Here is a 24,279-nt window from a genome sequence, read left to right as displayed (position 1 = left end):
CACCCGGTTACATTCCGAACCCGGAAGTTAAGCTCTTCAGCGCCGATGGTACTGCACCGGGGACGGTGTGGGAGAGTAGGTCACCGCCGGACAATTTTTCATGAAAGGGCTCTCACCGTTTGGTGGGGGCCCTTTCGTGCTTTCCAGGGCCTTTTTCAAGCGATGCCCCAGGGCCCTCCAAAGGACGCTCGGGGTATTGGAAGGCCGGGGCTCGAGGTTTTCGGCGTGTGGGTTTCCGCTGAGGGGCCCTTTTGCGTTATGAGCAGTGTTAGCCAAGCGATCTTCAACTCCTGCGGCAAGGTACCGGCCGGCAGCTGGGATGGCTCCGAGATTCTCTTAAAAGCCATCCGCGAAGGGCCCGCCGTGATGTCCATGATCATTCATGGGTGCAGGGGAAGGGCGTATGGACTTTCAAGGGCTTGCTAGGCTGGAAGGGCCGGGCCACCCCACCAGCGGGTGGCCTTCGTCGCGCCAGACCACGATAGGGGCGGGGCAGCGATAGCGAACGGGGCGCACCCCGCGGCCGGAGACCGCCCGGATAGCGAACGTCTCATCCGAACGAGGAGATGGGACGCGCTCGCAGAGTGACCCAACGAATGGACCAGAAGTGAACAGTGACAACGGGCCTGAGGGCGCGGGCCGTCGCGAAGAGAGCGAAAACCGCGGATCCGGCGGCCAGGGAGGCCGCCGCAGCGATCGCGCAGGTGGTGACAGGGGACGTCCGGGTGACGGTCCCCGGTATGGTGAGCGCCGAGAAGGGCGCCCGAGTGGTTCTTACGGCTCTCGTGATCGTGGCGACCGGCCGTCCTACAACCGTGACGACCGGGGTTCCGGTCGTCCTCCGTTCAACCGTGACGACCGCGCAGGGGGCGGGCAGAGGTCCTCGGGACCGCGTGGCGAGGGCCAGCGTTCTTATGGTGACCGCGAGTCTCGCGGTGGCTCCTACGGCTCTCGTGATCGTGGCGACCGGCCGTCCTACAACCGTGACGACCGCGGTTCCGGTCGTCCTCCGTTCAACCGTGATGATCGCGGTGGTGAGCGCAGGCCGTTCAACCGTGATGACCGTCCGGGCGGCGGCTATCGCGGGGATCGTCCCGCGTTCAACCGTGATGATCGCGGTGGTGACCGTCCTCCGTTCAACCGCGACGACCGCGGTGGCGAGCGCAGGCCCTTCAATCGCGATGATCGTGGTGGCGAGCGTCGTTCGTACGGTGACCGTGACCAGTCGCGTGGTCAGTACGGTTCGCGGCCGGATGGTGAGCGCAGGCCGTTCAACCGCGACGATCGTCCCGGTGGTGGCCGTCCTCCGTTCAACCGTGACGACCGCGGTGGTGAGCGCAGGCCGTTCAACCGCGACGATCGTCCCGGTGGTGGGTATCGCGGGGATCGTCCCGCGTTCAACCGCGACAACCGCGGTGGTGACCGTCCTCCGTTCAACCGCGACAACCGCGGTGGTGACCGTCCTCCGTTCAACCGCGACAACCGCGGTGGTGACCGTCCTCCGTTCAACCGCGACGACCGCGGTGGCGAGCGTCGTTCGTACGGTGATCGTCCTGGTGGCGGGTATCGCGGGGATCGGCCGTCGTTCAACCGTGATGATCGCGGTGGTGACCGTCCTCCGTTCAACCGCGATGATCGTGGTGGCGAGCGTCGTTCGTACGGTGATCGTGACCAGTCGCGTGGTCAGTACGGTTCGCGTCCCGATGGTGGTGAGCGCAGGCCGTTCAACCGCGACGATCGCCCCGGTGGTGACCGTCCTCCGTTCAACCGTGACGACCGCGGTGGCGAGCGTCGTTCGTACGGTGATCGTCCTGGTGGCGGGTATCGCGGGGATCGGCCGTCGTTCAACCGTGATGATCGCGGTGGTGACCGCAGGTCGTTCGACCGTGACAGCCGCGGGGGGGATCGTCCTCCGTTCAACCGTGATGATCGGCCGTCGTCCAGCCGTGATGATCGTGGTGGCGAGCGTCGTTCGTACGGTGATCGCGACCAGACTCGTAGCCGCTACGGTTCGCGGCCGGATGGTGAGCGCAGGTCCTTCAACCGGGATGATCGTCCCGGTGGTGGGTATCGCGGGGGTCGTCCCGCGTTCAACCGCGACAACCGCGGTGGTGACCGTCCTCCGTTCAACCGCGACGACCGCGGTGGTGAGCGCAGGCCGTTCAACCGTGACGATCGTCCGGGCGGCGGTCGTCCCTTCGGGAACCGCGACCGCGACGGTGAGGGTTCTCGCACCCGCTATGGCCGGGACGACCGGTCCGGGGGGCGCGACGAGGCTCCCGGCGGCCAGCGTGAGGAGTTGCCCGAGCTCGCGCCGGACATCACTGCGGAGGAGCTCGACAAGGAGATCCGCGAAGAGCTGCGTTCTCTTCCGCTCGACCTCGCGGATCTGATCTCCCGCCATCTCGTGGCGGCCGAGAGGGCCCTTGGCGAGGACGACGCGGAGCGGGCCTACGAGCACACGAAGGTCGCACGCCGCTTCGCGGCCAGGATCGGAGTGATCCGTGAGGCTGTCGGTATCGCGGCCTACCGTGCCGGCCACTTCTCCGAGGCGCTCAGCGATCTGCGCGCGGCTCGCCGGATGACAGGTTCCGACTCGTTCCTGCCGATCATGGCGGATTGCGAGCGCGGTCTTGGCCGCCCCGAGCGTGCGCTTGACCTGGTCCGTTCCAAGGAGGCCGAGCGACTCGACCGCGTCGGCAAGATCGAGCTCGCCATCGTGGAGTCCGGCGCCCGGAGAGACCTCGGTCAGAACGACGCCGCGGTCATCACCCTCCAGCGCCTTCCCGAGCTGCGTGACACCCGTCCCCAGCCCTGGTCGGCCCGTCTCGCCTTCGCCTACGCCGACGCGTTGTCCGCGGCCGGTCACGCGGGGCCGGCCACGGAGTGGTTCGGCCGGGCGATGACCTTCGACGAGGACGGCGAGACCGACGCGGCCGAGCGTTACGCGGAGCTGACGGGCGCTGTCATCGAGGACATCGAGGACATCGAAGAGGACGACATCGAGGACGGGGAAGTCTTCGTCGACGATGACACCCGCGCCGACGATGACGCCGATGCCGAGGGCGATGATGAGGTCAACGTCGACGATGACGCCGATATCGACGACGTCGCTGCTCTGGACGAGGAGATCGAGGCCGAAGACGATCTCTTTGACGACGACTTCGACGCGAACCGTCCCACTGCCGATGACGCTCAGGACAACGGTTCCGTCGACGAAGAGCACTCCGCCGAGGTGAGCTCCCCCGAGAAGGTCTCTTCCGAGGGCGAGGCGGTCGACGCCGAGCGGAAGACGGAGGAGAAGCCGGGCAAGGTGGAGCACGCTGTCGGCCCTGCCTTCATCGAGCCCGACTTCGGCGACATTCTGAGTGACGCCTCCGACACCGACTCCGATGAGGACGAGGATCAGCGCGAGGACGACGAGCAGGGCCGGGGCAAGGCCGAGAAGAAGTAAGTCCAGGGAACCTTCGCCGCATTCCGGGTGGACGAGCTGTGCGCCCGGAATGCGGGAGGTGTCTCCATCGTTCTCAGCGAGGGGACTGCCAGGTTTACCCGGTGAATTGCTTCCCTGTCACCGCCCCTGTGTTTGAAACGGTCAGGGCTTGGCCGTCGCCTACCTCGACGGAGGGAGGCGAGAAGCCGCTTCTTTCGGGGAGCGGAGGAGTCACAACGGCCCCGAGCCTTGCAGGGCACGTTTTCACGGCTGGATTCGATCCAGCCAGTGCAGGATTCCGGCCACGTTGGACGGGGCGCCGCTCAGCAGCTCGAATTGTTCGGCGGTCGCCTCGTCCGTCTTCAATGCCGCGTAACGGTCGCGGGTGCGCTCCCTGACCATGGCAACGGCGTGATCCAGGTCCATGCCCTCCGTGTGGGCCTGACGGGTCAGGTCGACCCAGACACGAAGCTCCTCGGCGGAGCGTCCCAGGATCTCCTCCACATCCGTGACCGGTCCGTAGTGACTGAAGAGCAGCCTTTGCGGGCCCAGTGCTTTGAACAGGGCGATCGAGTCCAGCGCGGTCCGCAGGTCGAAGTCCGGCGGAGGCGTGGCGGGACGCAGGTCGCCCGTCTCAGGAAGGTAGACCCCGGCCGCATCACCGACATAGAGGTCTCCGGTGCCGGAGTCGATGAGTCCGACATGGTGTTTGGCGTGCCCCGGCGAGTAGTGGCTGTTCAGGGTACGCCCGTTGCCGAGGTCGATCGTGTCGGTGTCGTCGAGCGCGCGGATCCGCGAGGCTTCTGTCGGGGAGAGTTCGCCGAACAGGGTGTCGAGCTTGTCGCCCCAGACCATTCGCGCGCTCGCCATCAGCCTGGATGGATCGGCGAGATGCCGGGCACCCTTCTGGTGAACCACAATCTCCGCATTCGGGTAGAAACCGGCGATGTCGCCGACCCCGCCCGCGTGATCCAAATGGATGTGCGTGACGACGACCGTGGCGAGATCTCCGGGTCCGACGCCCAGCGAGGTGAGGGCGTCACGCACCACGGGGGCGGAGGTGGAGGTGCCGGTCTCAACCAGGCAGGGACGGTCTCCAAGGATCAGGTATCCGGCCGTGATGCTGGAGTACCCGGCCATCCTCGTATCGATCTCATAGACGTCCCCGCCGAGGGCGGTGATGTTGTCCACAGGCCACCTCATAACTGGAACCGGTATCCACAGAACAGTATTCGGCCATTCCGGTGCAGCTCACATCGTAGAGAGTCGTCCTCGACAGGCAGGATCGAGGGAGGATCGCATGGATCGTAACGAGGTCATTCTCGTGGGCCGCCTACCTGAGGTGGCCCACGTCAGGCCGTTGCAGAGCGGAGGCACGCTCGGCACCTGGCGGCTCATCGTCCGGCGGCGACACCGCGGGCGTGGCGCCCGGGTCGACACCATTCCGTGCGCGTCGTTCGAGACCGATGTCATCGAGGCCGTGGCCGGTTGGCTTCCCGATGACATCGTCGAGGTGACGGGTTCGCTGCGTCGGAGATGGTGGGGAAGCGAAGGGGCCAAGTCGTCCGGCTACGAGGTCGAAGTGCGTTCGGTGAGACGTCTTGAGCGTAAGGTCATCACGATCCTGGCCTGTGACGAGGAGGTTCCCGTGCCCGTCCCGCCTCGGCCGGTGCGCTCACTCCTGCATGCGAGGAGGGGGCCACGGGACCGGGGGGAGGAGCCGCGGCTCACCCCGGCGAGATCGGGTAACTGACGCCCTACTTCCAGGGCATGCAGGATTCCGAGATCTCGGACCGACCTCCACGGCTCGGGAAACGCAGGGTTTCGGAGTTTCCGCGGCATCCGGCTCTTCTCAGGGGTCCGGCCCTCCTGAGTTTCAGGATCCTGACTTCGCGGAGGGCGGGTTTTCTTCGGAAGGTGTCCGTCCCGGGGTGAGCGTGCGCAGAACCAGACCGGTTCTGGGCTTCGGGCCGAAGGAGGTGGACTTGCGAGGCACTCGTTCCCCCTGAGCCGCGATGGCGAGCACCTCGTCGACCGCGAGCGGGCGCAGAATCACCGCGGTTCCACCGGACGTCCGCGCGAGCCGTACGGCGGCCTCCGGGTCGTGGTGGACGACGCGCACCGACTGTTCGTCGTCCCGCATCCCCCACACCTTCGGCAGAAGAAACTCCGCGAGGATGGAGGTGTTCAGCGCCCGCCACCTGGCCGAGTGCTCGGACGGCATGGCGTGTTCGAGCTGGTCGGGATCGGGGTCGGTGAGAAGGTGTGCGGACCCGCCGGCGGACAGCAGGTAGGCCGGTCCGCTGGTCTCCTCCAGTGCGGCCAGACCTTCGGCCAGGTCCGCGTGGTCGTGCACCTGCCACGAGCCCCTCGCCTTGGCCAGCGCCTCCTCAAGCGGCAGTCCGGGAATGACCCGGTGGATGGCCTTCAGATCCGGTGGGTAGGCGCTGGAGTCCACCAGGAGCGCGAGACCGAAGTCCCACGGACCGGGCTCCGGAGGGTTCGTCGGGCTCACCGCTTCCGTGGGTTCCACCGGGCTCACCGAGGCCGTGGCTTTAGCGGGTTTCCCGGGATTCGTGGCTTCCGCCGACTCCGCGGGGGTGCCGTCCGTCATGGGCGTCACCGATTCCACGGCTGTCGTGGGTTTCATGGACGTGGTTGTCGCGGCGTCACTCGTGACGGAGGCAGTGACGGAGGCGCGGTGTTCCCGCTGGAGCGCGAGATAGGTGGCGTAGCGGTGGTGCCCATCGGCGATCAGGGCCTGGCGGGGGCGGAGGTCGGCGTCGATGGAGGCGAGCTCGCCGGTGTCGGTGACGGCCCACAGCCGGTGCCTGACCCCGTCCTCGGTCTCCGTCTCCGCCAGAGGGGGCCGGGACGCGGCGATGCGGTCGACGAGGTGTGTGGTGGCGCCGCCCGCACCGTCGTAGAGCAGGAAGATGGGTTCCAGGTTGGCTTGCGTGGTGCGCATCAGCGCGAGCCGATCGGCGACCGGTCCGGGCATCACGTTCTCGTGAGGAAGGATGATGCCCAGCTCCGGACCGGCCAGGCCCACGTCACCGATGATCCCGCGCTGCAGGATGCCAGGACCCGACTGCTCATAGATGTAGACCGCGGGTGTCTCGTCGGCGGTCAGCACCCCGCAGGAGAGCCACTGGTGAAGAGTCTCCCGCGCCTCGGCGTATTTGTGATGGTCGGTGCCGGGAAGGATCAAACGCACCACATTGTTGGGGTGAAGGTCGAGCAGCTTCCGCACCTCGGCCTCGTCGATGAGGTCGTACGGCGGGGAGGTGACTCCGGCCAGATCGTCGACCGTGAACCGCACGCCGTGAAACGGGCGCAGCACCAGCCCGCCGGGTATCGGCAGTTCAGGATTCGCCATAGAGGGCATGCTGCCATAAAGGCCTGAAACGGCCGGGGGCCGCTTCGAGTCTGCGATGGTGCCTGGTCCGTCAGGAAATCGGCCAGATCTGTCGTCTGTCGATGAAGGAGGCCTCACATAATGGTCCAAGGACGTGGCGGTCCGTCTGATTCCCCCAGCCCCGAGACGGGCGCTCCGGCCGGGGACGTCTACGAATGGTTCCAACGAGGGACGAAACTGCTGGCCGAGGGCAGTCCGGCGGCGGCGGCCGCGCTGCTGGAGCGGGCGGCCGACGCGGAGCCGGAGTCGCGGAGCATCCGGGAGGCCCTCGCCCGAGCACAGTTCAACTCCCGGCAGTACGCCGACGCCGTCGACAGCTTTCGCTGGATCATCGACGCCAATCCGGCTGAGGACTACGCGTATTTCGGTCTTGGGCTCGCCCTGTGGCGCACCGGGGACATGGAGGGGGCTCAGGAGCCACTGGCGATCGCCGTCGCGATGCGGCCCGACCTGCGGCACTATGTTTCCGCGCTGAAAAGTGTTCGCGCCACGTTGCGTGCCCGCAGGATGTGATCCGTACGAGTTCGCCGTTGTGATCCCGAACGCCCGCAGGATGTGATCGGTGCCGACCTTGCCGGTGTGATCGGTTCCTGCTGCCGACGCGACCGGTGGGTGCCCTGCCGGTACGCCCCGAGGATGCTCGCCCGGTTGATCCGTGCGGGTTCGCAGGACGTGATCCAGGCGGTTCCGCCGCATGGGAGCGGTGCGGGCGGTGGAACGTGGGTGATGAAATGGGCCGGTGGACACGAATACGCTGATCGACCCGTATGACACCCTTCTCCTTGACCTTGACGGGGTGGTGTACCTCGGGCGCAACGCCGTACCGGCGGCCCCGGAGTCCCTGCGCCGGGCGGCGGAGGGTGGTGTACGTCTCGCCTACGTCACCAACAACGCCTCACGCACCCCCGCGGCCATCGCCCAGCACCTGCGCGCGCTGGGCGCCCCGGCGGAACCCGAGGACGTCGTGACCTCCGCCCAGGCCGCCGCGCGGGTCGTGGCCGAGCGGGTCGAACCGGGCGCCGCGGTGCTGGTGGTCGGTGGGATGGGGCTGCGCTCCGCACTGCGCGTCCACGGACTGCGCCCGGTCAGCACCGCCCTGGAGGGGCCGGTCGCGGTCGTCCAGGGCATCGCTCCCGATCTCTCCTACGGCCTGCTGGCCGAAGGCACGCTCGCGGTGAGAGGGGGAGCCCTCTTCGTCGCCGCGAACGCCGACTCGACCATGCCGACGGGCAGGGGTGAGCTTCCCGGTAACGGCTCGATGGTCAGGGTCATCGCCACGGCGACCGGGGTGGAGCCGATCGTCGCGGGCAAGCCCGAGCCGCCCCTGCACCGCGAGTCGATGCTCCGCACCGGATCGCAGCGGCCTCTGGTGGTCGGTGACCGGCTCGACACCGACATCGAGGGAGCGACCAACGCGGGGGTGGACAGTCTGCTGGTCCTGACGGGAGTGGCGGGCCCGCTCGACGTGCTGACCGCCGCTCCCCGGCACCGGCCCACCTACGTCGCCGCTGATCTGTCCGACCTGCACCGGCCCTACCCCGAGGTGCGGAGGATCGCGGACGGGTGGACCTGCGAGGGGTGGACGGCCCGCTGGGAGGAGGGCGTGCTCACCCTCGAAGGCGGGGGTGAGCCGCTTGACGGGCTTCGCGCGGCTTCCGCGGCGACCTGGGAGGCCGTGGGCGAGGGCCGGGCGGACGAGGACGCGGTGAAGGCGGCACTCGACTCAGCGCTCTCGCCACGGGCCTCGCGTTCCGGCTGAGACGGCCGCTCGACCCCGGCCTCCTCCAACGGCCGCCCAGCCCTCGTCATCCCCTTCTCGGCGTGACCTCACGTGCTCCCCTTGACGCCGAGCCCAGGCCGGGAGGCCGGGGCCGGGCGGGCCGTCGCCCTGCGTGACCCTCTCCGCCCGTGTGATCCCGCCCTCGGGCGGGATCCTCAAAGGAGCTTGCGCAGGCGGAGAAGGTCACCGAAGCTGGCGTCGACCTTGATCCGGCCGCCGAAGACGGCCCGTCCCATGTCGAGGTCCCCGTTGACCAGCGAGATGAGATCATCGCTGCCGATGGTCAGTTTCACCTCGGCCTGCCTGCGGTCGTCCGGGGAAAGATCCTCGAAGGGACCGAGGCCGCCGTGGTGGATGTGGCCGTAGAAGGTGACGTCGAGATCCTTGATGTGGCAGCTGATACTGCGTTCGACCACGTGCTTGTCGCGGCTCTCCCGGTCAACCTCGTCGAACTGCTCGCCGAGTTTGCGCAGTGCCACCCGGCACTCGTCGACGGTCGCCATCGCGTGGCGCTCCCTTCTCTTCTCCCTGACCGATCCGAATCCCTTTCAGGTACGGACGGTAGCGTTCCACATGGGTACGGCATGCAATCCGGCGCGGGGGCACCGGAGAAAGAGGCTTCCGCAATGGCGTTCACGACATCGCGGGGTTATGCGCCGACGGCCGCCGACCTTAATGGCATGACAACGATCGAGGTTCCCGCGATAGTTCGCGGTTTACCCATCTTTGGAAGATCTCTCCCTTCCTTGCCCGCGCTGGGCCGACCTGTGTGGATCGGCCGCTGCGGATCCCCCCGTATCCGTGCGGATCGGCCGCCGCGAATATCCCGCGTCTGTGCGGGTCGGCCCTCGCGGATCCCCCTGCGTTCAAGGGAAGGACGGGGCGGGATTCGCGGCGTGGGGAGAACCCGCCGAGGAGGGGAGCCCGTGCATGGGCGAGGGAAAGCCGGAAAGGCGGGAAAGCCCGCCGAGGCGACGAGGGGCGCGGCTTCCGATACGGTCGGGGAATCCACGGGCGCGGCGCCGGTGAGCGTGGCGCTCGTACGGCGGCAAGGGCCGCGAAGACGACCATGACGGCCGAAGCGGCCAGGAGCGGTTCCGGAGGGGGCACATGACGGACCTGCTGGAGGAGACGGGCGATGAGCGGGCGGACGCCGCGCTGGGCGGGCTCACCCGTCTCGGCGCTCTGCCCGTCTCCGCGCACGCGGACGTCTTCGAGGAGGTGTTCACCGGACTGGAGCAGGCGCTCGCCGCGGTGAACGGTACCTCGGGGCGGGAGTCCGCCTCGCCGGACAGTCCTCCGGAGCGGGCCACCGCCCCGGCGCACGGTGCCCCGGAGCGGGAAGCGACCTCACCGGGCGGCCTGCCAAAGCCAAGCGGCGTGCCAAGGCCGGGACCGGCCCTGGTGCACGCTCTTCCCGGGCAGGGGCGCCCCTCGGTGGACGGCACCCGGGATCGGCGCCCGTGAGCCGGCGGACACGTCTCGACAGCGAGCTCGTCCGCCGGAAGCTGGCGCGGTCCCGCGAGCAGGCGGCCCAGCTCATCGAGGCCGGCCGGGTCAGCGTCGGCGGCCAGGTGGCGGCGAAGCCCGCGACCCAGGTCGACACGGCCTCGGCGATCGTGGTCGCGGAGGCGGCCGAGGGACCCGACTATGTCTCGCGGGGCGCGCACAAGCTCCTCGGCGCGCTGGAGGCCTTCGGTCCTCTCGGCCTCACCGTGGAGGGACGCCGCTGCCTGGACGCGGGAGCCTCGACCGGGGGCTTCACCGACGTACTGCTACGTGCGGGAGCGGCGCACGTCCTGGCCGTCGACGTCGGGTACGGCCAGCTCGCGTGGTCGCTGCGGACCGACGACAGGGTCACGGTGATGGAGCGGGTCAACGTCAGGGACCTGAAACCCGACATGCTCGGCGAGGCGCCCACGCTGATCGTCGGTGACCTCTCCTTCATCTCCCTGCGCCTGGTGCTGCCGGCCCTCGTCCTGTGCGCCGCGGAACGGGCCGACTTCGCGATGCTGGTCAAACCCCAGTTCGAGGTCGGCAGGGAGCGGGTCGGCGCCGGAGGGGTCGTCCGCGATCCGGAACTTCGCGCCGGGGCCGTAAGGGACGTGGCCGAGGCCGCGCGGACGCTCGGCCTGACCGTGCGAGGGGTGACCGCGAGTCCTCTGCCGGGCCCGTCCGGCAACGTCGAGTACGTCATCTGGCTGGGCAGGGGAGAGGGCGCTCCGCCGGTCCCCGACCTTGACGCGGAGATCGAGCGAGCGGTGGCGGAAGGCCCCCGGTAGCCGCTCCAGCTCTCCGGCTCCCGGCCCTTCAGCGCCCGGCCTCGGCCCTCCAGACCTCTGCCACCCGGAAACCTTCCGGCCTGTCCGGACCTCAACCTCCGAATCCTCTGCCACCCAGACCTCAGCTTCCTCCCCCACCCGGGGGCGAGGATCTCCACGTTCAAGGAGAGTCGATGACTGCCAAGCGCACCGTGCTGGTCACCGCGCACACCGGGCGGGCGGCGGCCGTCGACAGCGCCCGGATGGTGATCCAGCGGCTCGTGGACGCCGGGCTGACCGTGCGGGTCCTCAGCGTCGAGGCCGAGGAGATCGCCTGCGCGGGGACCGACGTGGTACCCGCGGGTCCGGCGGCGGTCGACGCCGTCGAGATGATGATCGTGCTCGGTGGCGACGGCAGCCTCCTGCGGGCGGCCGAGCTCGCCCGCCCGGCGGGAGTGCCGCTGCTGGGGGTGAACCTCGGCCACGTGGGTTTCCTGGCGGAGGCCGAGGTGGAGGACCTGGCGGAGGCGGTCGACAGCGTGGTGGACGGCCGTTACGACGTCGAGGAGCGGATGACCATCGAGGTCACCGCCCGCCTCAACGGCAAGCTGCTCGCCGACAGCTGGGCGCTGAACGAGGTCACCGTCGAGAAGAGCGAGCGGATGCTCGAGGTGGTCGCCGAGATCGACGGGCGCCCGCTGTCACGCTGGGGGTGCGACGGGGTGATCTGTGCCACGCCGACCGGTTCGACCGCGTACGCCTTCTCCGCCGGAGGCCCGGTCGTGTGGCCGGAGGTGGAGGCGCTGCTGCTCGTGCCGATCAGCGCCCACGCCCTGTTCGCCAGGCCCCTGGTGGTCTCTCCCCGCTCCAAGCTGGCACTGGAGGTCCAGCCGGAGACGGCGGGCGCGGTGCTGTGGTGCGACGGCCGCCGCAGGTTCGACCTGCCGGCCGGTGCGAGGGTGGAACTGCGGCGGGCGGAGCTACCGGTACGGCTGGCGCGGCTGCACGGTCTGGAGGACACCGGGGCGCCGTTCACCGACAGGCTGGTCGCGAAGTTCGATCTCCCCGTACAGGGGTGGCGGGGTCGCGTGAGGCCCTAGTTCGTCCGGGCGGGCGACGCCTCAAGCGCGTAGGATCGTGCCCGCGCACCGCACTGATGTTCGGTGAATTCGATGTGACGGGAGGGACCAGTGCGACCTGGAGTCGAGGAGGTCCGTATCCAGGGGCTCGGCGTGATCGATGAGGCCGTCCTGGAGCTGGCGCCGGGATTCACCGTGGTCACGGGCGAGACGGGCGCGGGTAAGACCATGGTGGTGACCGGCCTGGGGCTGCTGTTCGGCGGCCGTGCCGACCCCGCCCGCGTCCGTCCGGGCTCCGGCAAGACGACCATCGAGGGCACGCTGATCGTCGACCCCGCCGGGCGGGTCGCCCAGCAGGTGCAGGACGTGGGAGGCGTGGTCGAGGACGGCGAGCTGATCATCTCGCGCACGGTCTCCGTCGAGGGGCGCAGCCGCGCCTGGCTGGGCGGGCGGACGGTTCCCGTCGGCACGCTCACCTACCTGGCCGAGGACCTCGTCGCCGTGCACGGCCAGATGGACCAGCAGCGGCTGCTGCAGCCGGGCCGTCAGCGGGCCGCCCTCGACCGCTACGCCGGTGAGGAACTGGTCAAGCCGCTGCGTGCCTACGAGCAGGCGTACAAGCGGCACAGGGAGACCGCGGAGAGGCTGGCCGAGCTGACCACCAAGGCGAGGGAACGCGCACAGGAGGCCGACCAGCTCAGGTTCGGGCTCGGCGAGGTCGAGAAGGCCGATCCCAAGCCCGGCGAGGAGATCGAGCTGCGCGAGGAGGAGGAGCGGCTCTCCCACGCCGACTCCCTCAGGAGCGCCGCGGAGACGGCGCACCGGGCGCTGCTCGGCGATCCGATGTCGGGTGAGCAGGCCATGCCGGACGCCATCGCGCTGGTCGGCGAGGCCCGCGCGGCCGTCGAGGCGGTGCGCGACTTCGACCCCTCGCTCGCCGGGATCGCCGACCGGCTCGCGGAGGCGGGCTATCTGATCTCCGACGTCGCCACCGAGCTGGCCGCGTACGCCGAGTCGGTCGACGCCGACCCGGGCAGACTCGCGGTGGTGCAGGAGCGACGGGCCGCGCTCATCCACGTCATCCGCAGATACGGCCAGGACACCGCGGAGGTGCTCGCCTGGGCCGCGCGGGCCGCCGCCCGGGTGGCGGAGCTCGACGGTGACGACGACCGCATCGGCGAGCTCACCCGCGAGCACGAGGAGCTCACCGCGCGCCTCACCGAGCTGGCCGCCGAGCTGACCCGGGTCAGGACGGCGACCGCGGAGCGGTTCGGGCAGGCCGTGACCGAGGAGCTCACCGCGCTGGCCATGCCGCACGCCAGGGTCGCGGTCACGATCACCGCCGCCTCCGAGTTCGGCCCGCACGGCGTCGACGAGGTCGAGCTGCGCATGGCGCCGCACCCGGCCTCGCCGCTCCTGCCGCTGAACAAGGGCGCCTCCGGCGGTGAGCTGAGCCGGGTGATGCTCGCCATCGAGGTGGTCTTCGCCGGCGCCGACCCGGTCCCGACGTTCGTCTTCGACGAGGTCGACGCGGGCGTCGGAGGTAAGGCCGCGGTGGAGATCGGCCGCAGGCTGGCACGGCTGGCCCGCACCTCCCAGGTGATCGTCGTCACTCACCTGCCGCAGGTCGCGGCCTTCGCCGACCAGCATCTCGTCGTGGAGAAGGCCGACGACGGGAGCGTGGTGCGCAGCGGCGTGATCGCCCTCGACAAGGACGGCCGGGCGAGGGAGCTCTCCCGCATGCTCGCCGGGCTTGAGGACTCCGAGCTGGGCCGCGCGCACGCGCAGGAGCTCCTCTCGATCGCCGCCGCCGACAAGGCGTGACCCGAAACAGGCCGAACACGCCGGATTCGAGAAGCGAGGCGGTACGTGAGGGGTTGAAGGAGTAATCCTCGCGTTCCAGGGGAGCAGGTCTCAGGAGTATCGGGTGACGTATCTAACACGCTGCCGCCTGTTTGGCTCTCCCGGTCGTTCACTCTGGCAGGATGGGCGTGATGAAGGTGCCGACTGAAGAGCTTCAAGACAGGCTCACAAGGTACCTCCGCCGCAGGAAGGTCACGGACCTTCCCGGGGTGACGGCAGTGGCGAGAATCGATCGGCGGACCAAGAGGCTGACCAAGCGCCTCAGGGCCGGGGAAATCGCGATTATCGATCACGTTGACGTTGACCGGGTGAGCGCGGAGGCCCTTGTCGCGTGCGGCGCGGCGGGTGTCGTCAACATCGCCTCCGGCATCAGCGGCCGCTACCCCAACCTCGGCCCGCAGATCATCGTCGAGGCCGGGGTGCCGTTCGTCGACAACGCGACCCCCGAGCTGTTCGAGCGGATCAAGGACGGCGACCTGGTCAGGCTGCACGAAGGCGTCCTTCACCTCGACGACGAGGTGGTGGGCAAGGGCGACGTGCAGACGGCGGAGTCCATCGAGGCCGCGATGAGCGAGGCCCGTGCCGGGCTGACGGTGCAGATCGAGGCGTTCGCGGCCAACACCATGGAGTACGTCCGCCGTGAGCGCGACCTCCTCATCGACGGGATCGGCGTCCCCGACGTCCGGACCGTGATGGAGGGCAGGCACGTTCTCATCGTGGTGCGCGGTTACCACTACAAGGAGGACATCGCCGCCCTCCGCCCCTACATCCGCGAATACCGCCCGATCATGATCGGGGTGGACGGCGGCGCCGACGCGCTGCTGGAGGCCGGTTACCTGCCCGACATCATCGTCGGTGACTTCGACTCCGTCTCCACCAAGGCGCTCACCACCGGCGCCGAGCTGGTCGTGCACGCCTACCGCGACGGCAGGGCGCCCGGACTGGAGCGGGTCCAGCAGTTGGGCCGCACCGCGGTGCTCTTCCCGGCGATCGGCACCAGCGAGGACATCGCGATGCTGCTCGCCGACGACAAGGGCGCCGATCTCATCGTCGCCGTCGGCACCCACGCGACCCTGGTGGAGTTTCTCGACAAGGGCCGCTCCGGCATGGCCAGCACCTTCCTCACCCGCCTGCGGGTGGGCAGCAAGCTCGTCGACGCGAAAGGCGTCAGCCGGCTCTATCGCAGCCGGATCTCCACACCGTCCCTGCTCCTGCTCGTCGCCACCACGCTGATCACCATGGGAGTGGCGATCGTCGTCTCCCCGGTGGGCAAGATCTGGCTGGACAGCGTCCGCGACGTCTGGAGTGGCTTCATCTTCTGGCTGGTCGGACTCTTCTCGTGATCGATTTCCGCTATCACCTCGTCTCCATCGTCGCGATCTTCCTCGCGTTGTCGGTCGGGATCGTGCTCGGCACCACCCTGCTCGAAGATCCCGTCATCAAGGCGAGCGAGTCGCTGGCCAACCAGCTTCGCGAGGGCAACAACGAGCTTCGCGACCAGGTGGACGCCCTGCAGAAGCGCGAGGCCGCCAACGACGCCTTCGTGACCGGCGGCACCGCCCGGATGGTCCAGGACGCGCTCGTCGGCAGGAGCGTCGTGATCGTCGAGGCCCCGGGCAGCACCGCGAGCGTGCGCGAGGCGGCGCAGCAGGCGATCGAGGAGGCCGGGGGGAGCGTGACCGGCCGGATCACCCTCACCGAGCGGTACACCGACCCCGCCCAGGCGGGCTTCGTCGACAAGCTGGCCGTCGGGGCCAAGGCCGCCGAGACCGTCTTCTCCGTCGAGGACACGGCGCACGACAAGGCGGCGGAGGTGCTCGCCGGCGCGATCCTGACCAGTGACTCCAGCCAGGTGGGCAAGGAGCACCCGTCCGGAGCCGGCATCCTCGACGCGTTCCAGCGCGCCGGCCTGCTCACCGTCACCGGCGAGCCCGCCAGACGCGCGGAGACGGCCCTGATGATCGCCCCGGCGGAGGCGTACGCGGGGGAGACCGCGAGTGCGCAGGCGGGCACGCTCGTGACGCTGGCGCTCGGCCTCGACGACGCGGGCCAGGGCACCGTGATCGCCGGCACGCAGACCTCCGTCGCGCCCGGCGGGGTGATCGCCGCGCTCCGCGAGGACGCGGCCTTCACGGAGAAGGTCTCCAGCGTCGACACCGCCGATATGCCCGCAGGACGGGTCGTGGTGGTCTACGCTCTCCGAGAGCAACTCACCGGGCTGGCCGGCCAGTACGGCATCGGCCCCGGTGTCTCCGGCATCGAGCCCAGCGCGACGCCGACCCCCACGGTCCCCACGGCCACCTCCGGAGGATGATCCGATGGCTCGTCGCGCTTTTCCCCGCGCCCTCGCGGGTGCCCTCGCCGGTGCGTTCCTCGGCGCGGTTGCCGCGCGCGCCGCGTACGCCGCCTTCACCCGCAGGCCTCCGGTCGGCGACACGGAGACCTGGGCCCGCACGAACCACAGGGGTGAGCCGATCACCCTGCTTGAGGGCCCGGCGTTCGTCGCCGGTGCCGGTGCCGCCGCGGCGGCGATGCCCGGGCTGCCCGGCAGGGTCCGCGTGGCGGCATTGCTGGCGGTGGCCGGTGGTGGCGGGCTCGGCGCCTACGACGACCTGTACGGCGCGACCTCGTCCAAGGGGTTCAAGGGGCATCTGAGTGCCCTGGCCAAGGGCGAGGTCACCAGCGGGGCCGTGAAGCTCCTCGGTATCGGCGCGACCGGCCTGGCCGCGGCCGCCCTCACCTCCCGTCACCCCTTCGACGTCGCCGTCAACGGTGTGCTGATCGCGGGGAGCGCGAACCTGGCCAACCTCTTCGACCTGCGGCCGGGTCGCGCCGTCAAGGTGGGCCTCCTCGCCGGAGCGCCCCTGCTCGCCGCGGGGCTGCTCGGAAACGACCCGGCTTCGGCCACCGTGGTCGCGCTCCCCATGGGGGCCGCCGCCGCGCTGCTGCCCGAGGACCTCGGTGAGCGGGCGATGCTCGGTGACGCGGGGGCCAACGCGCTGGGCGCGCTGCTCGGCTTGGCCGCGACCATCACCCTGGGACGTCCGGGGCGCCTGGCCGTGCTCGGCACCGTGGTCGCGCTGACCGCGGCCTCCGAGAAGATCAGCTTCACCAAGGTGATCGCGGGCAACCCCGTCCTGCACCGCCTCGACATGCTCGGCCGTCGCCCTGTGGAGCAGGCACCCGCCACCCGATGAGCACGAGGATCGCACGAGGGGTCGCGGGAGCGGCGCTCCTCATCGGAGTCGTGACCGTCCTGGCCAGGCTCGTCGGTTTCGGCCGCTATCTCGTCCAGTCGCAGAGCGTCGGCAACAGCTGCCTGGGCACCGCCTACAACACCGCCAACTACGTGCCCAACATCGTCTTCGAGCTGGTCGCGGGCGGCGTACTGGCCGGGATGGTGGTGCCGGTGCTGGCCTCGGCGGCCTCCAGGTCCGATGACGACCCCAAGGCCAGGGCGGAGGTGAGCAGGACCACCTCGGCGCTGCTCACCTGGTCGATGCTCGTCCTGGTGCCGCTCACGCTGCTCATCGTCGCGTTCGCCGGGCCGATCGTCGCGCTGCTCGTGGCGAATCCGGCCCCGTGCGACCTGGCGGACGTCGTCGAGGCCGGCACCGGCCTGCTCGTCGTCTTCGCCCCCCGGATGATCTTCTTCGGCCTGGCCGTGGTGCTGTACGGGGTGCTCCAGGCCCACCAGCGGTTCATGGGCCCGGCCCTGGCGCCGCTGGTCTCCAGCCTGCTCATCGTCGCCTCCAACCTGTTGTTCGAGGCGGTCAACGAGGAGGCCGCGAGGGACCTGTCGCAGCTCAGCGGTGCCGGGCAGCTGTCGCTCTCCCTCGGTGCGACCGTCGCCGCCGCCGCGATGGTGCTCACCGTGATCGGTCCGGTGGCCCGGCTGCGGCTGAGGCTGCGGCCCTCGCTGTCGTTCCCGCCGGGCGTCGCGGCCAGGGCGCGGAGTCTCGCCACCGCGGGTCTCGCCGTGCTGATCGCGCAGCAGATCGCGCTGATCGTCGTGATCCGCCTCGCCAACGAACTGGGAGGCGAGGGCGCGATCGCCGCCTACACCTACGCCTGGGCGCTGTACCAGCTGCCGTACGCGGTGCTCGTGATGCCGATCGCCACCAGCTCGTTCCCCGTGCTGTCCACCCGAGCGGCCGAGGGGGACACGCCGGGTTTCGACGCCCTGACCGCCTCCACCACCCGGGCCGTGCTCCTGGTCACGGGGCTCGCGGCCGGGGTGATGGCGGCGGTCGCGGTACCGGTGTCGAGGGTGTTCCTCGATGGGACCCCTGGCGGCGACCCCGCCGAGATGGCGAGGGGTGTCGCGCTGTTCGCGCCCGGCCTGGCCGGGTACGCGCTCATGTTGCACCTCGCCCGCGTCCTGTACGCCTGCGGGCGGGGCCGGTCGGCGGCCGTGGCCTCGGTGACCGGGTGGGCCGTCGCGCTGGTGGCCCAGATCGTGCTCGCCCGCACGGCGGGGAATCCGGCCGACGTGGTCGGGCTGCTCGGTCTGGGCAGCACGGTCGGTATGACCGTCGGCGGGCTGCTCCTGGCCGTCGCGGTGCTTCGCACCAGGGGAGCGGCCGCGCTGGCGGGGACGCCACGCACTCTCCTCGCGACCGTGGCCGGTGGTGGTGCCGCCTGGGGATCGGGGCTCGCCCTGGTCAACGCCTTGGGTGCGGTGTCCACCTGGGAGTTCGTGGCGGCGGGCCTGGCCGCCGGTGTGGCCGGTGTGGTCGCTTTCGCGGCCGTGGCCGTGATGATCGACAGGCAGGACGTCCAGGCGCTGGCGGTGAGGCTCCGCCGAGGGGCCGCGAAGGAGGGTGGCCTTTCCGATGGCTGATGAGGGCAGGCGGGTGGCACTCGTACTGGGAACGAGCGCGGGAGGGGTCGGCCGGCACGTGGCGATGCTGGCCGGAGGGCTGGTGCGTGACGGCCACCGGGTGGTCGTGGCGGGCCCGCCGAGTACGGAGCGGGCCTTCGGCTTCGCCGCGCTCGGTGCGCGCTTCGTGCCCGTGCCGATCTCCGACCGGCCTCGCCCGGCCGGCGACCTGCGGGCTGTCCTGGCGCTTCGCGCGTTGCGCGGGGCGCACGTCGTGCACGCCCACGGGTTGCGGGCCGGGGCTCTGGCGTCGATCGCGCTGGCGGGGACCGGGACAGGGCTGGTGGTGACCCTGCACAACGCCGCCACCGCGGGCGGCGCCGTCGGCGCGGTCTACGGCCTCCTGGAACGGATCGTGGCCCGTCGCGCCGACCGGATCCTGGTCGTCTCCCCCGACCTGGGGGAGCGGATGAGCCGCCTGGGTGCCACGCGTGTCGAGGCCGCGGTCGTGCCCGCGCCCCCGTTGCCCCCTTCGGGACGCGAGCCCGGCGACATGCGGCGAGAGCTCGGGGTGGGAGACCAGATGATCTTCCTCACGGTCGCGAGGCTCGCCCAGCAGAAGGGCCTGGAGACCCTGCTCGACGTCGCGAAGACCCTGCGCGGGGCTCAGGAGGCGGAACCCGCGCGGGAAGCGATCTCCACCGAGCCCGGGCACGGCCGGATCGCGCGGGAGCGCGCGCCCGGAGTCGTGTTCCTGGTGGCGGGGGAGGGGCCGCTGAGGGGGGAGCTGCAGGGGCGGATCGACCGGGAGAGCCTGCCGGTGCGGTTGCTCGGCGATCGCGCCGACGTGGGAGATCTGCTCGGGGTGGCGAGGGCGCTGGTGGTGCCGAGCCGCTGGGAGGGGCAACCCCTCACCGTGCAGGAGGCCCTGCGGGCGGGAACGGCGGTCGTCGCCACCGCCGTGGGGGGCATCCCCGCGATGGTGGGAGAGGCCGGGCTGCTGGTGCCGTACGGGGATGTCGCCGCGATGCGCGACGCGGTCGCGAGGGTGCTCGCCGACGACAAGCTCGCCGCGGCGCTGGCCGGGGCCGCCGCCCTGCGGGGCCGCGAACTGCCGGGCGAGGCAGAGGCGCTCGGGGCGGTGCTCGCGGTCTATGCGGGGCTCTCCGGCTGAGAGCGCGCGGGGTTTTTCGATCAGAGAACCGCGGGAGGGCGCTCGGTCCCGCGGGGAGAAGGAAGGCGCGCGCCCGGTCCCGAAAGGGAGCCGGAAGGGCTGGAAAGGGCCGTCGGCAGGCGATTTCGGGGTCGATGGAACAAGCGGAGGAGCCGCGAGGTTGGATTAGGCGACGCCATGCCAGACGCCTATACTGGCGTGGTTAGGGGGGGAGTATCCCTTCGCGGCAGTCTCGTCATCACGGTGTTGTCTCGCTCCACGAGGCCCCCGGGGCTGTCGGTCCGCATCGTCGATCCGCTTCACATCGACCTGGTTTCATGCGGGCGGGAGAGACCTCCGGCAGTCTGTCATGCGCGCCGCCGGAGGTTTATCAACCGTGAATGTTCCTGTCTGGGTCTGGCTCGCCGTGATCGGCGGCCTCCTGGTCGTCCTCGCCTTCGACCTGTGGATAGTCGACCGAGGCGAGCCCCGGGAGTTCTCCCTCAGGCAGGCCGGGTTCTGGGTCGGTTTCTACGTCACACTCGCGGTGCTCTTCGGCATCGGGCTGTGGGTGATCGCTGGTCCCACCCCCGCGGGCCAGTTCATCGCCGGATATCTCACCGAGTACAGCCTCAGCGTCGACAACCTCTTCGTCTTCTACATCATCATGACCCGCTTCGCGGTGCCGAAGATATACCAGCACAAGGTGCTGCTGATCGGCATCGTGATGGCGCTGGTCATGCGCGGCATCTTCATCGCGATCGGCGCCGCGGCGCTGGCCAACTTCGGCTGGCTCTTCTACGTCTTCGGCGCGTTCCTGATCTACACCGCCGTCCAGCTCGTCCGTCAGTTCGGCGAGGAGGAGCACCTCGAGGAGAACGCGGTGCTGCGCTGGGCACGGCGGGTGCTCCCGCACACCGACGACTACGTGGGCGCCAGGATCACCGTCAAGGTCGACGGCAAGCGCCTGGTCACCCCGCTGCTGATCGTCATGATCGCGATCGGCACCACCGACCTGCTGTTCGCGCTCGACTCGATTCCGGCTATCTTCGGCCTCACCACGGACGCCTTCATCGTCTTCACCGCGAACGCGTTCGCCCTCATGGGATTGCGCCAGCTTTACTTCCTGCTGGGCGGACTGCTTCAGAAGCTGGTCTACCTCAGCTTCGGTCTTGCGTTCATCCTCGGTTTCATCGGGGTTAAGCTGATCCTCGAGGCGCTGCACTCCAGTGGTGTCTCCTGGGCCCCCGAGGTGCCGATCTGGGTGTCGCTGTCGGTGATCGTCGTCACGATGGCCGTCACCACGGTGATCAGCTTGATCAAGGTCCGGCGTGACGCCCGCGCGGGCAAGGAAAACACCACCCCGGCGAGTGTCGAGCAAGGCTAGCGAATCGGCGTGTGAGGCGCTTTGCTTGTCTCATTGCGCCTTATAAAGGCTAAGAGATGGGTAACATCCTGCCCCAGAGCGGGTAGACATACCGGTCTAATGCCGCAAGACATCACAAAGGTTCCCTGTGTCCCACGATTCAGCAAGCCACATACCAGGTCCGTTGGGCCTGGCACGTGGCGTCTCCCCGTGGTTGCTCCCGACCGTCGCCGCCGCCGCCGTGACCTCACTGCTCAGCCGCCGTGACCGGCGCTGGGCGCTGGCGGCGGTTCCGCTGACCGCGCTCAGCGGTGGGATGCTCTGGTTCTTCCGCGACCCGGATCGCACTCCGGGCACCGGGCGGATCCTGTCGCCCGCGGACGGCGTGGTGCAGAGCATCGACCCGTGGCCGGACGGCCGCACCCGGGTAGCGATCTTCATGAGCCCGCTCGACGTGCACGTCAACCGGGCGCCGCTCGCCGGCACGGTCACCTCGGTGGAGCACGTGTCCGGGGGATACCTGCCCGCGTTCAACAAGGACAGCGACACCAACGAGCGGGTCGTCTGGCACCTGGACACCGCTCTCGGCGACATCGAGATGGTCCAGATCGCCGGCGCGGTCGCACGTCGCATCGTGCCCTACGTGGCCGAGGGGGCGAAGGTGGCCAAGGCCGAGCGGATCGGCCTGATCAGGCTCGGCTCCCGGGTCGACGTCTACCTTCCCGAGGGAGTCGCGCCCGCCGTCTCCGTGGGCGAGAAGACGGTCGCGGGGGTGACGAGCCTTGACCACGGCTGACGCGAGCTGGCCGATGGACGAGACGGACGACGAGCCGCGAGGACCGGTAGGTAAGGCGTTTCGCCTGTCGGCCGCGGACTCCCTCTCCCTGGGCAACGCCCTCTGCGGCTTCCTCGCGGTCTGCGTGCTCGCCTGGTCGGCCATCAGCTCGCTGCAGGAGGCCAAGCCCTTCGCGGCGGACCCCCGGTTCTTCGGCACCGCCGTGGTGCTCCTGCTGATCGGCGCCACCTGCGACCTGTTCGACGGCCTGGTGGCGAGGAAGTTCCGCGCCTCGGCGATGGGCGCCGAGCTGGACAACCTCGCCGATGTGATCAGTTTCGGCTTCGCGCCGGCCTTCATGGTGGTCATCTGGGCGGGGTTCAACCAGCAGATCCCCTTTCTGCTGGTGATGGCCGCGGCGTCGTCGGTGCTGCTGGCCGGCGTCATCCGGCTCGCGCGCTTCGCCTCGGTGAAGACCAAGAGCGGTGACTTCATGGGGTTGCCCATCCCGATGGGGGCGATGACCGTGGTCTCGGTCGTGCTGCTCTTCCCCCCGTCGGTCTGGACGATCCTGCCGGTCTTCGGTGTGGCGTACCTCATGGTGAGCCGGATCGAATACCCCAAGCCCAAGGGCAACCTCGCCGCCGCCGTGCTCGCCTGGATGATGATCAACGTCGCCTGCCTCACCATCTGGGTCGCGGGCCTGGCGGGCGGCGACACGCTGATCAAAGTCGGTGCCGTCATGCAGATGACGATCGTGGCGGCGATCCCGCTGCGGGTTCTGATGTTCAAGCGGGAGAAGCGCAAGGAGCAGCGCAAGGCGTCCGCCGGAGTCGGCTGAGGCCTGGCCTGAGGCCGCCCGGAGTGTGTTCACCCGGGCGGTGGGGCGATGGTCGCGGACATCCCATGCCGCGACCCGTTCTCGCCCTGGAATGTCCCGATCCGCTTTCCCCGCCCGGCGCGGGTGCGTTCAATTGCCTCATGGCAACCGAGCCGCACGAGCACACACGCACCTATTTCCTCGGCATGCTCGCTCGCGAGCTGGAGCTGAGAGGCATGAACGTGACGCTCAGGCGGAGCCCGCCGTCGTTGCGGGTCACCGATCCCGAGGCGGCGATGTTCAACGAGACCCTCGACTGCGTACCGCTCGCCGAGGGCTGGTTCTACCGCTGGTCATGGGGCGATCTGGTCGAGCGGGTGGAGGATCCTTCCAAGGCCGCGGATCGGATCCTCCGGGTCTTCGGCGGCTGATGTCCGCGAGCCCGGTGGGAACCTACCGCCTTCCCACCGTGCTTCCGCGAACCGGACCGCCTCGATGACGTGCGCGGGGGAGCGGGAACGGCCTTCCCCCCCGGGCGGGCGGGTGTCGGTCCTGGCGTTCCGAGAGCGGTCACCGACCGTGCCCGGGCGGCGCCGAGGGGTTGCCCCGGCCTGCCATGCCCGCGTCAGGCGACGCAGGGGGAGGGAATGAGGCGGGAGGTCACCAGCCGCGTTCGCGCCACTCGGGCAGGGAGGGGCGCTCGGCGCCGAGCGTGGTGTCCTTGCCGTGGCCCGGGTAGACCCAGGTGTCGTCCGGCAGCCTGTCGAAGATCCGCTCCGACACATCGGCGAAGAGTTGGGCGAACCGCTCGGGATCCTTGTTGGTGTTGCCGACGCCGCCAGGGAAGAGCGAGTCGCCGGTGAACAGGTGGCCGGGGTAGTACAGGGCGATCGAACCGGGGGTGTGCCCGCGCAGGTGGATCACCTCCAGGCTGACCACACCGACGGTGACCCCGTCGCCGTCCTCCACCTCCAGATCCACCGGCACCGGCAGTGCCCCCGCGTCGAGCGGATGGGCGATCACCGAGGCGCCGGTCGCCCTGGCGACCTCCTCCAGGGCCTGCCAGTGGTCGCCGTGCTGGTGGGTGGTGACGATCTTGCTGATCGGCTGGTCGCCGATGAGTTCGAGCAGACGGTCGGGTTCGGCGGCGGCGTCGATGAGGGCGCCGTCGCCGGTCTGGGTGCACCGGATCAGGTAGGCGTTGTTGTCGAACGGGCCGACGGCCAGTTTGGCGATCGTCAGGGCGGGCAGTTCGCGCAGGTCGGCGGGGCCGCCGACCTGCACGTCACCGGTGTACGTCACGGATTCTCCTCGGACGGGGTCGCGGGAAGGCGGGGCGGCACGCGCTCCGCCCTCGTCACCATCATCATCGCGCCCGGCGGGCCGGACGGGGCATAAGGGGGGTGTTCACGTCGTTGAAATCGTGGGCCACCTGCCATATCCGGGGGGAGACCGTACTCTGGAGGGGGCGGGAAAACGACCCCGGACGCCGGTCAGGAAAGACTCCGA

General features: G+C 69.8%; 22 protein-coding genes and 1 rRNA gene. 19 read left to right on the top strand and 4 right to left on the bottom strand.

From position 1 onward, the window contains the following. The 3 genes from rrf to ACFY3V_RS22020 form a co-directional block, all read left to right on the top strand. Positions 1-92: ribosomal RNA gene (gene rrf / locus ACFY3V_RS22030) — 5S ribosomal RNA — on the top strand; the annotation flags it as partial. A 522-nt stretch (positions 93-614) separates the two neighbouring features. Next, positions 615-2,393, top strand: a complete 1,779-nt coding sequence (locus ACFY3V_RS22025) for a hypothetical protein (RefSeq protein ID WP_389775736.1) — start codon at positions 615-617, stop codon at positions 2,391-2,393. Next, the gene (locus tag ACFY3V_RS22020) at positions 2,300-3,454 is read left to right on the top strand and encodes a hypothetical protein (RefSeq protein ID WP_389775733.1); all 1,155 of its coding nucleotides are present in this window, start codon (positions 2,300-2,302) and stop codon (positions 3,452-3,454) included. The genes ACFY3V_RS22025 and ACFY3V_RS22020 overlap by 94 nt, the downstream gene beginning before the upstream one ends. Positions 3,455-3,697: 243 nt before the next feature. On the opposite strand, the gene ACFY3V_RS22015 is transcribed toward ACFY3V_RS22020, so the two are convergent. Further along, entirely contained in the window at positions 3,698-4,636 is a 939-nt protein-coding gene (locus ACFY3V_RS22015; protein WP_389775730.1) for an MBL fold metallo-hydrolase, read from the bottom strand. 97 nt (positions 4,637-4,733) lie between these two features. Here ACFY3V_RS22015 and ACFY3V_RS22010 point away from each other — a divergent pair, with 97 nt between their 5' ends. Then, entirely contained in the window at positions 4,734-5,186 is a 453-nt protein-coding gene (locus tag ACFY3V_RS22010; RefSeq protein ID WP_362897388.1) for a hypothetical protein, read from the top strand. 123 nt (positions 5,187-5,309) lie between these two features. Here the strand turns inward: ACFY3V_RS22010 and ACFY3V_RS22005 are convergent, their stop codons facing one another. After that, positions 5,310-6,812, bottom strand: coding sequence for a DUF1015 family protein (locus tag ACFY3V_RS22005; RefSeq protein WP_389775726.1), 1,503 nt, complete (start codon positions 6,810-6,812; stop codon positions 5,310-5,312). Positions 6,813-6,932: 120 nt separating this feature from the next. Here ACFY3V_RS22005 and ACFY3V_RS22000 point away from each other — a divergent pair, with 120 nt between their 5' ends. Beyond that, entirely contained in the window at positions 6,933-7,364 is a 432-nt protein-coding gene (locus ACFY3V_RS22000) for a tetratricopeptide repeat protein (protein WP_350947807.1), read from the top strand. Between the two features lie 226 nt (positions 7,365-7,590). After that, positions 7,591-8,610, top strand: coding sequence for an HAD-IIA family hydrolase (locus ACFY3V_RS21995; protein WP_389775723.1), 1,020 nt, complete (start codon positions 7,591-7,593; stop codon positions 8,608-8,610). A gap of 176 nt (positions 8,611-8,786) precedes the next feature. On the opposite strand, the gene ACFY3V_RS21990 is transcribed toward ACFY3V_RS21995, so the two are convergent. Beyond that, a complete protein-coding gene (locus ACFY3V_RS21990; RefSeq protein ID WP_389775720.1) occupies positions 8,787-9,134 on the bottom strand; it encodes an SCP2 sterol-binding domain-containing protein in 348 nt (115 codons plus the stop codon). 607 nt (positions 9,135-9,741) lie between these two features. On the opposite strand from ACFY3V_RS21990, the gene ACFY3V_RS21985 reads away from it, so the two are divergent. From ACFY3V_RS21985 to ACFY3V_RS21925, 13 genes are all read left to right on the top strand, one after another. After that, complete coding sequence (locus ACFY3V_RS21985) at positions 9,742-10,098, top strand: hypothetical protein (protein ID WP_389775717.1); 357 nt, start codon at positions 9,742-9,744, stop codon at positions 10,096-10,098. Further along, positions 10,095-10,913 (top strand): TlyA family RNA methyltransferase, encoded by an 819-nt coding sequence (locus tag ACFY3V_RS21980; protein ID WP_362897384.1) that lies wholly within the window; start codon positions 10,095-10,097, stop codon positions 10,911-10,913. Before ACFY3V_RS21985 ends, ACFY3V_RS21980 begins: the two co-directional genes overlap by 4 nt. 173 nt (positions 10,914-11,086) lie before the next feature. Beyond that, a complete protein-coding gene (locus ACFY3V_RS21975; protein ID WP_350947802.1) occupies positions 11,087-11,992 on the top strand; it encodes an NAD kinase in 906 nt (301 codons plus the stop codon). Positions 11,993-12,082: 90 nt separating this feature from the next. Continuing rightward, positions 12,083-13,795 (top strand): DNA repair protein RecN, encoded by a 1,713-nt coding sequence (recN, locus tag ACFY3V_RS21970; protein ID WP_350947801.1) that lies wholly within the window; start codon positions 12,083-12,085, stop codon positions 13,793-13,795. A gap of 170 nt (positions 13,796-13,965) precedes the next feature. Further along, positions 13,966-15,177, top strand: coding sequence for a putative cytokinetic ring protein SteA (steA, locus tag ACFY3V_RS21965; protein ID WP_350947800.1), 1,212 nt, complete (start codon positions 13,966-13,968; stop codon positions 15,175-15,177). Then, positions 15,174-16,148, top strand: a complete 975-nt coding sequence (locus ACFY3V_RS21960; RefSeq protein ID WP_350947799.1) for a copper transporter — start codon at positions 15,174-15,176, stop codon at positions 16,146-16,148. Before steA ends, ACFY3V_RS21960 begins: the two co-directional genes overlap by 4 nt. Before the next feature lie 4 nt (positions 16,149-16,152). Further along, the gene (locus ACFY3V_RS21955) at positions 16,153-17,031 is read left to right on the top strand and encodes a hypothetical protein (RefSeq protein WP_362897383.1); all 879 of its coding nucleotides are present in this window, start codon (positions 16,153-16,155) and stop codon (positions 17,029-17,031) included. Beyond that, positions 17,028-18,677: a murein biosynthesis integral membrane protein MurJ gene (murJ, locus tag ACFY3V_RS21950; RefSeq protein WP_389775713.1), complete on the top strand. Its 1,650-nt coding sequence runs from the start codon at positions 17,028-17,030 to the stop codon at positions 18,675-18,677. Before ACFY3V_RS21955 ends, murJ begins: the two co-directional genes overlap by 4 nt. Further along, on the top strand, positions 18,670-19,830 hold the full coding sequence (locus ACFY3V_RS21945; protein ID WP_389775710.1) for a glycosyltransferase family 4 protein: 1,161 nt from the start codon (positions 18,670-18,672) through the stop codon (positions 19,828-19,830). The genes murJ and ACFY3V_RS21945 overlap by 8 nt, the downstream gene beginning before the upstream one ends. Before the next feature lie 376 nt (positions 19,831-20,206). Continuing rightward, on the top strand, positions 20,207-21,196 hold the full coding sequence (locus ACFY3V_RS21940; RefSeq protein ID WP_362897380.1) for a TerC family protein: 990 nt from the start codon (positions 20,207-20,209) through the stop codon (positions 21,194-21,196). 169 nt (positions 21,197-21,365) lie between these two features. Continuing rightward, positions 21,366-21,971, top strand: coding sequence for a phosphatidylserine decarboxylase (locus ACFY3V_RS21935; RefSeq protein ID WP_350947822.1), 606 nt, complete (start codon positions 21,366-21,368; stop codon positions 21,969-21,971). Further along, positions 21,958-22,791 (top strand): CDP-diacylglycerol--serine O-phosphatidyltransferase, encoded by an 834-nt coding sequence (gene pssA / locus ACFY3V_RS21930; RefSeq protein ID WP_350947794.1) that lies wholly within the window; start codon positions 21,958-21,960, stop codon positions 22,789-22,791. The genes ACFY3V_RS21935 and pssA overlap by 14 nt, the downstream gene beginning before the upstream one ends. Before the next feature lie 140 nt (positions 22,792-22,931). After that, complete coding sequence (locus ACFY3V_RS21925) at positions 22,932-23,201, top strand: hypothetical protein (RefSeq protein WP_350947793.1); 270 nt, start codon at positions 22,932-22,934, stop codon at positions 23,199-23,201. Between the two features lie 229 nt (positions 23,202-23,430). Here the strand turns inward: ACFY3V_RS21925 and ACFY3V_RS21920 are convergent, their stop codons facing one another. Continuing rightward, on the bottom strand, positions 23,431-24,072 hold the full coding sequence (locus ACFY3V_RS21920; RefSeq protein ID WP_362897379.1) for an MBL fold metallo-hydrolase: 642 nt from the start codon (positions 24,070-24,072) through the stop codon (positions 23,431-23,433). Positions 24,073-24,279: the final 207 nt, after the last annotated feature.

Origin of the sequence: Streptosporangium sp. NPDC000095, from assembly GCF_042899335.1 — a bacterium.
GTDB lineage: Bacteria > Actinomycetota > Actinomycetes > Streptosporangiales > Streptosporangiaceae > Streptosporangium.
The sequence above is the reverse complement of the archived record's forward strand: the minus strand, read 5'-3'. Positions and strand labels throughout refer to the sequence as shown.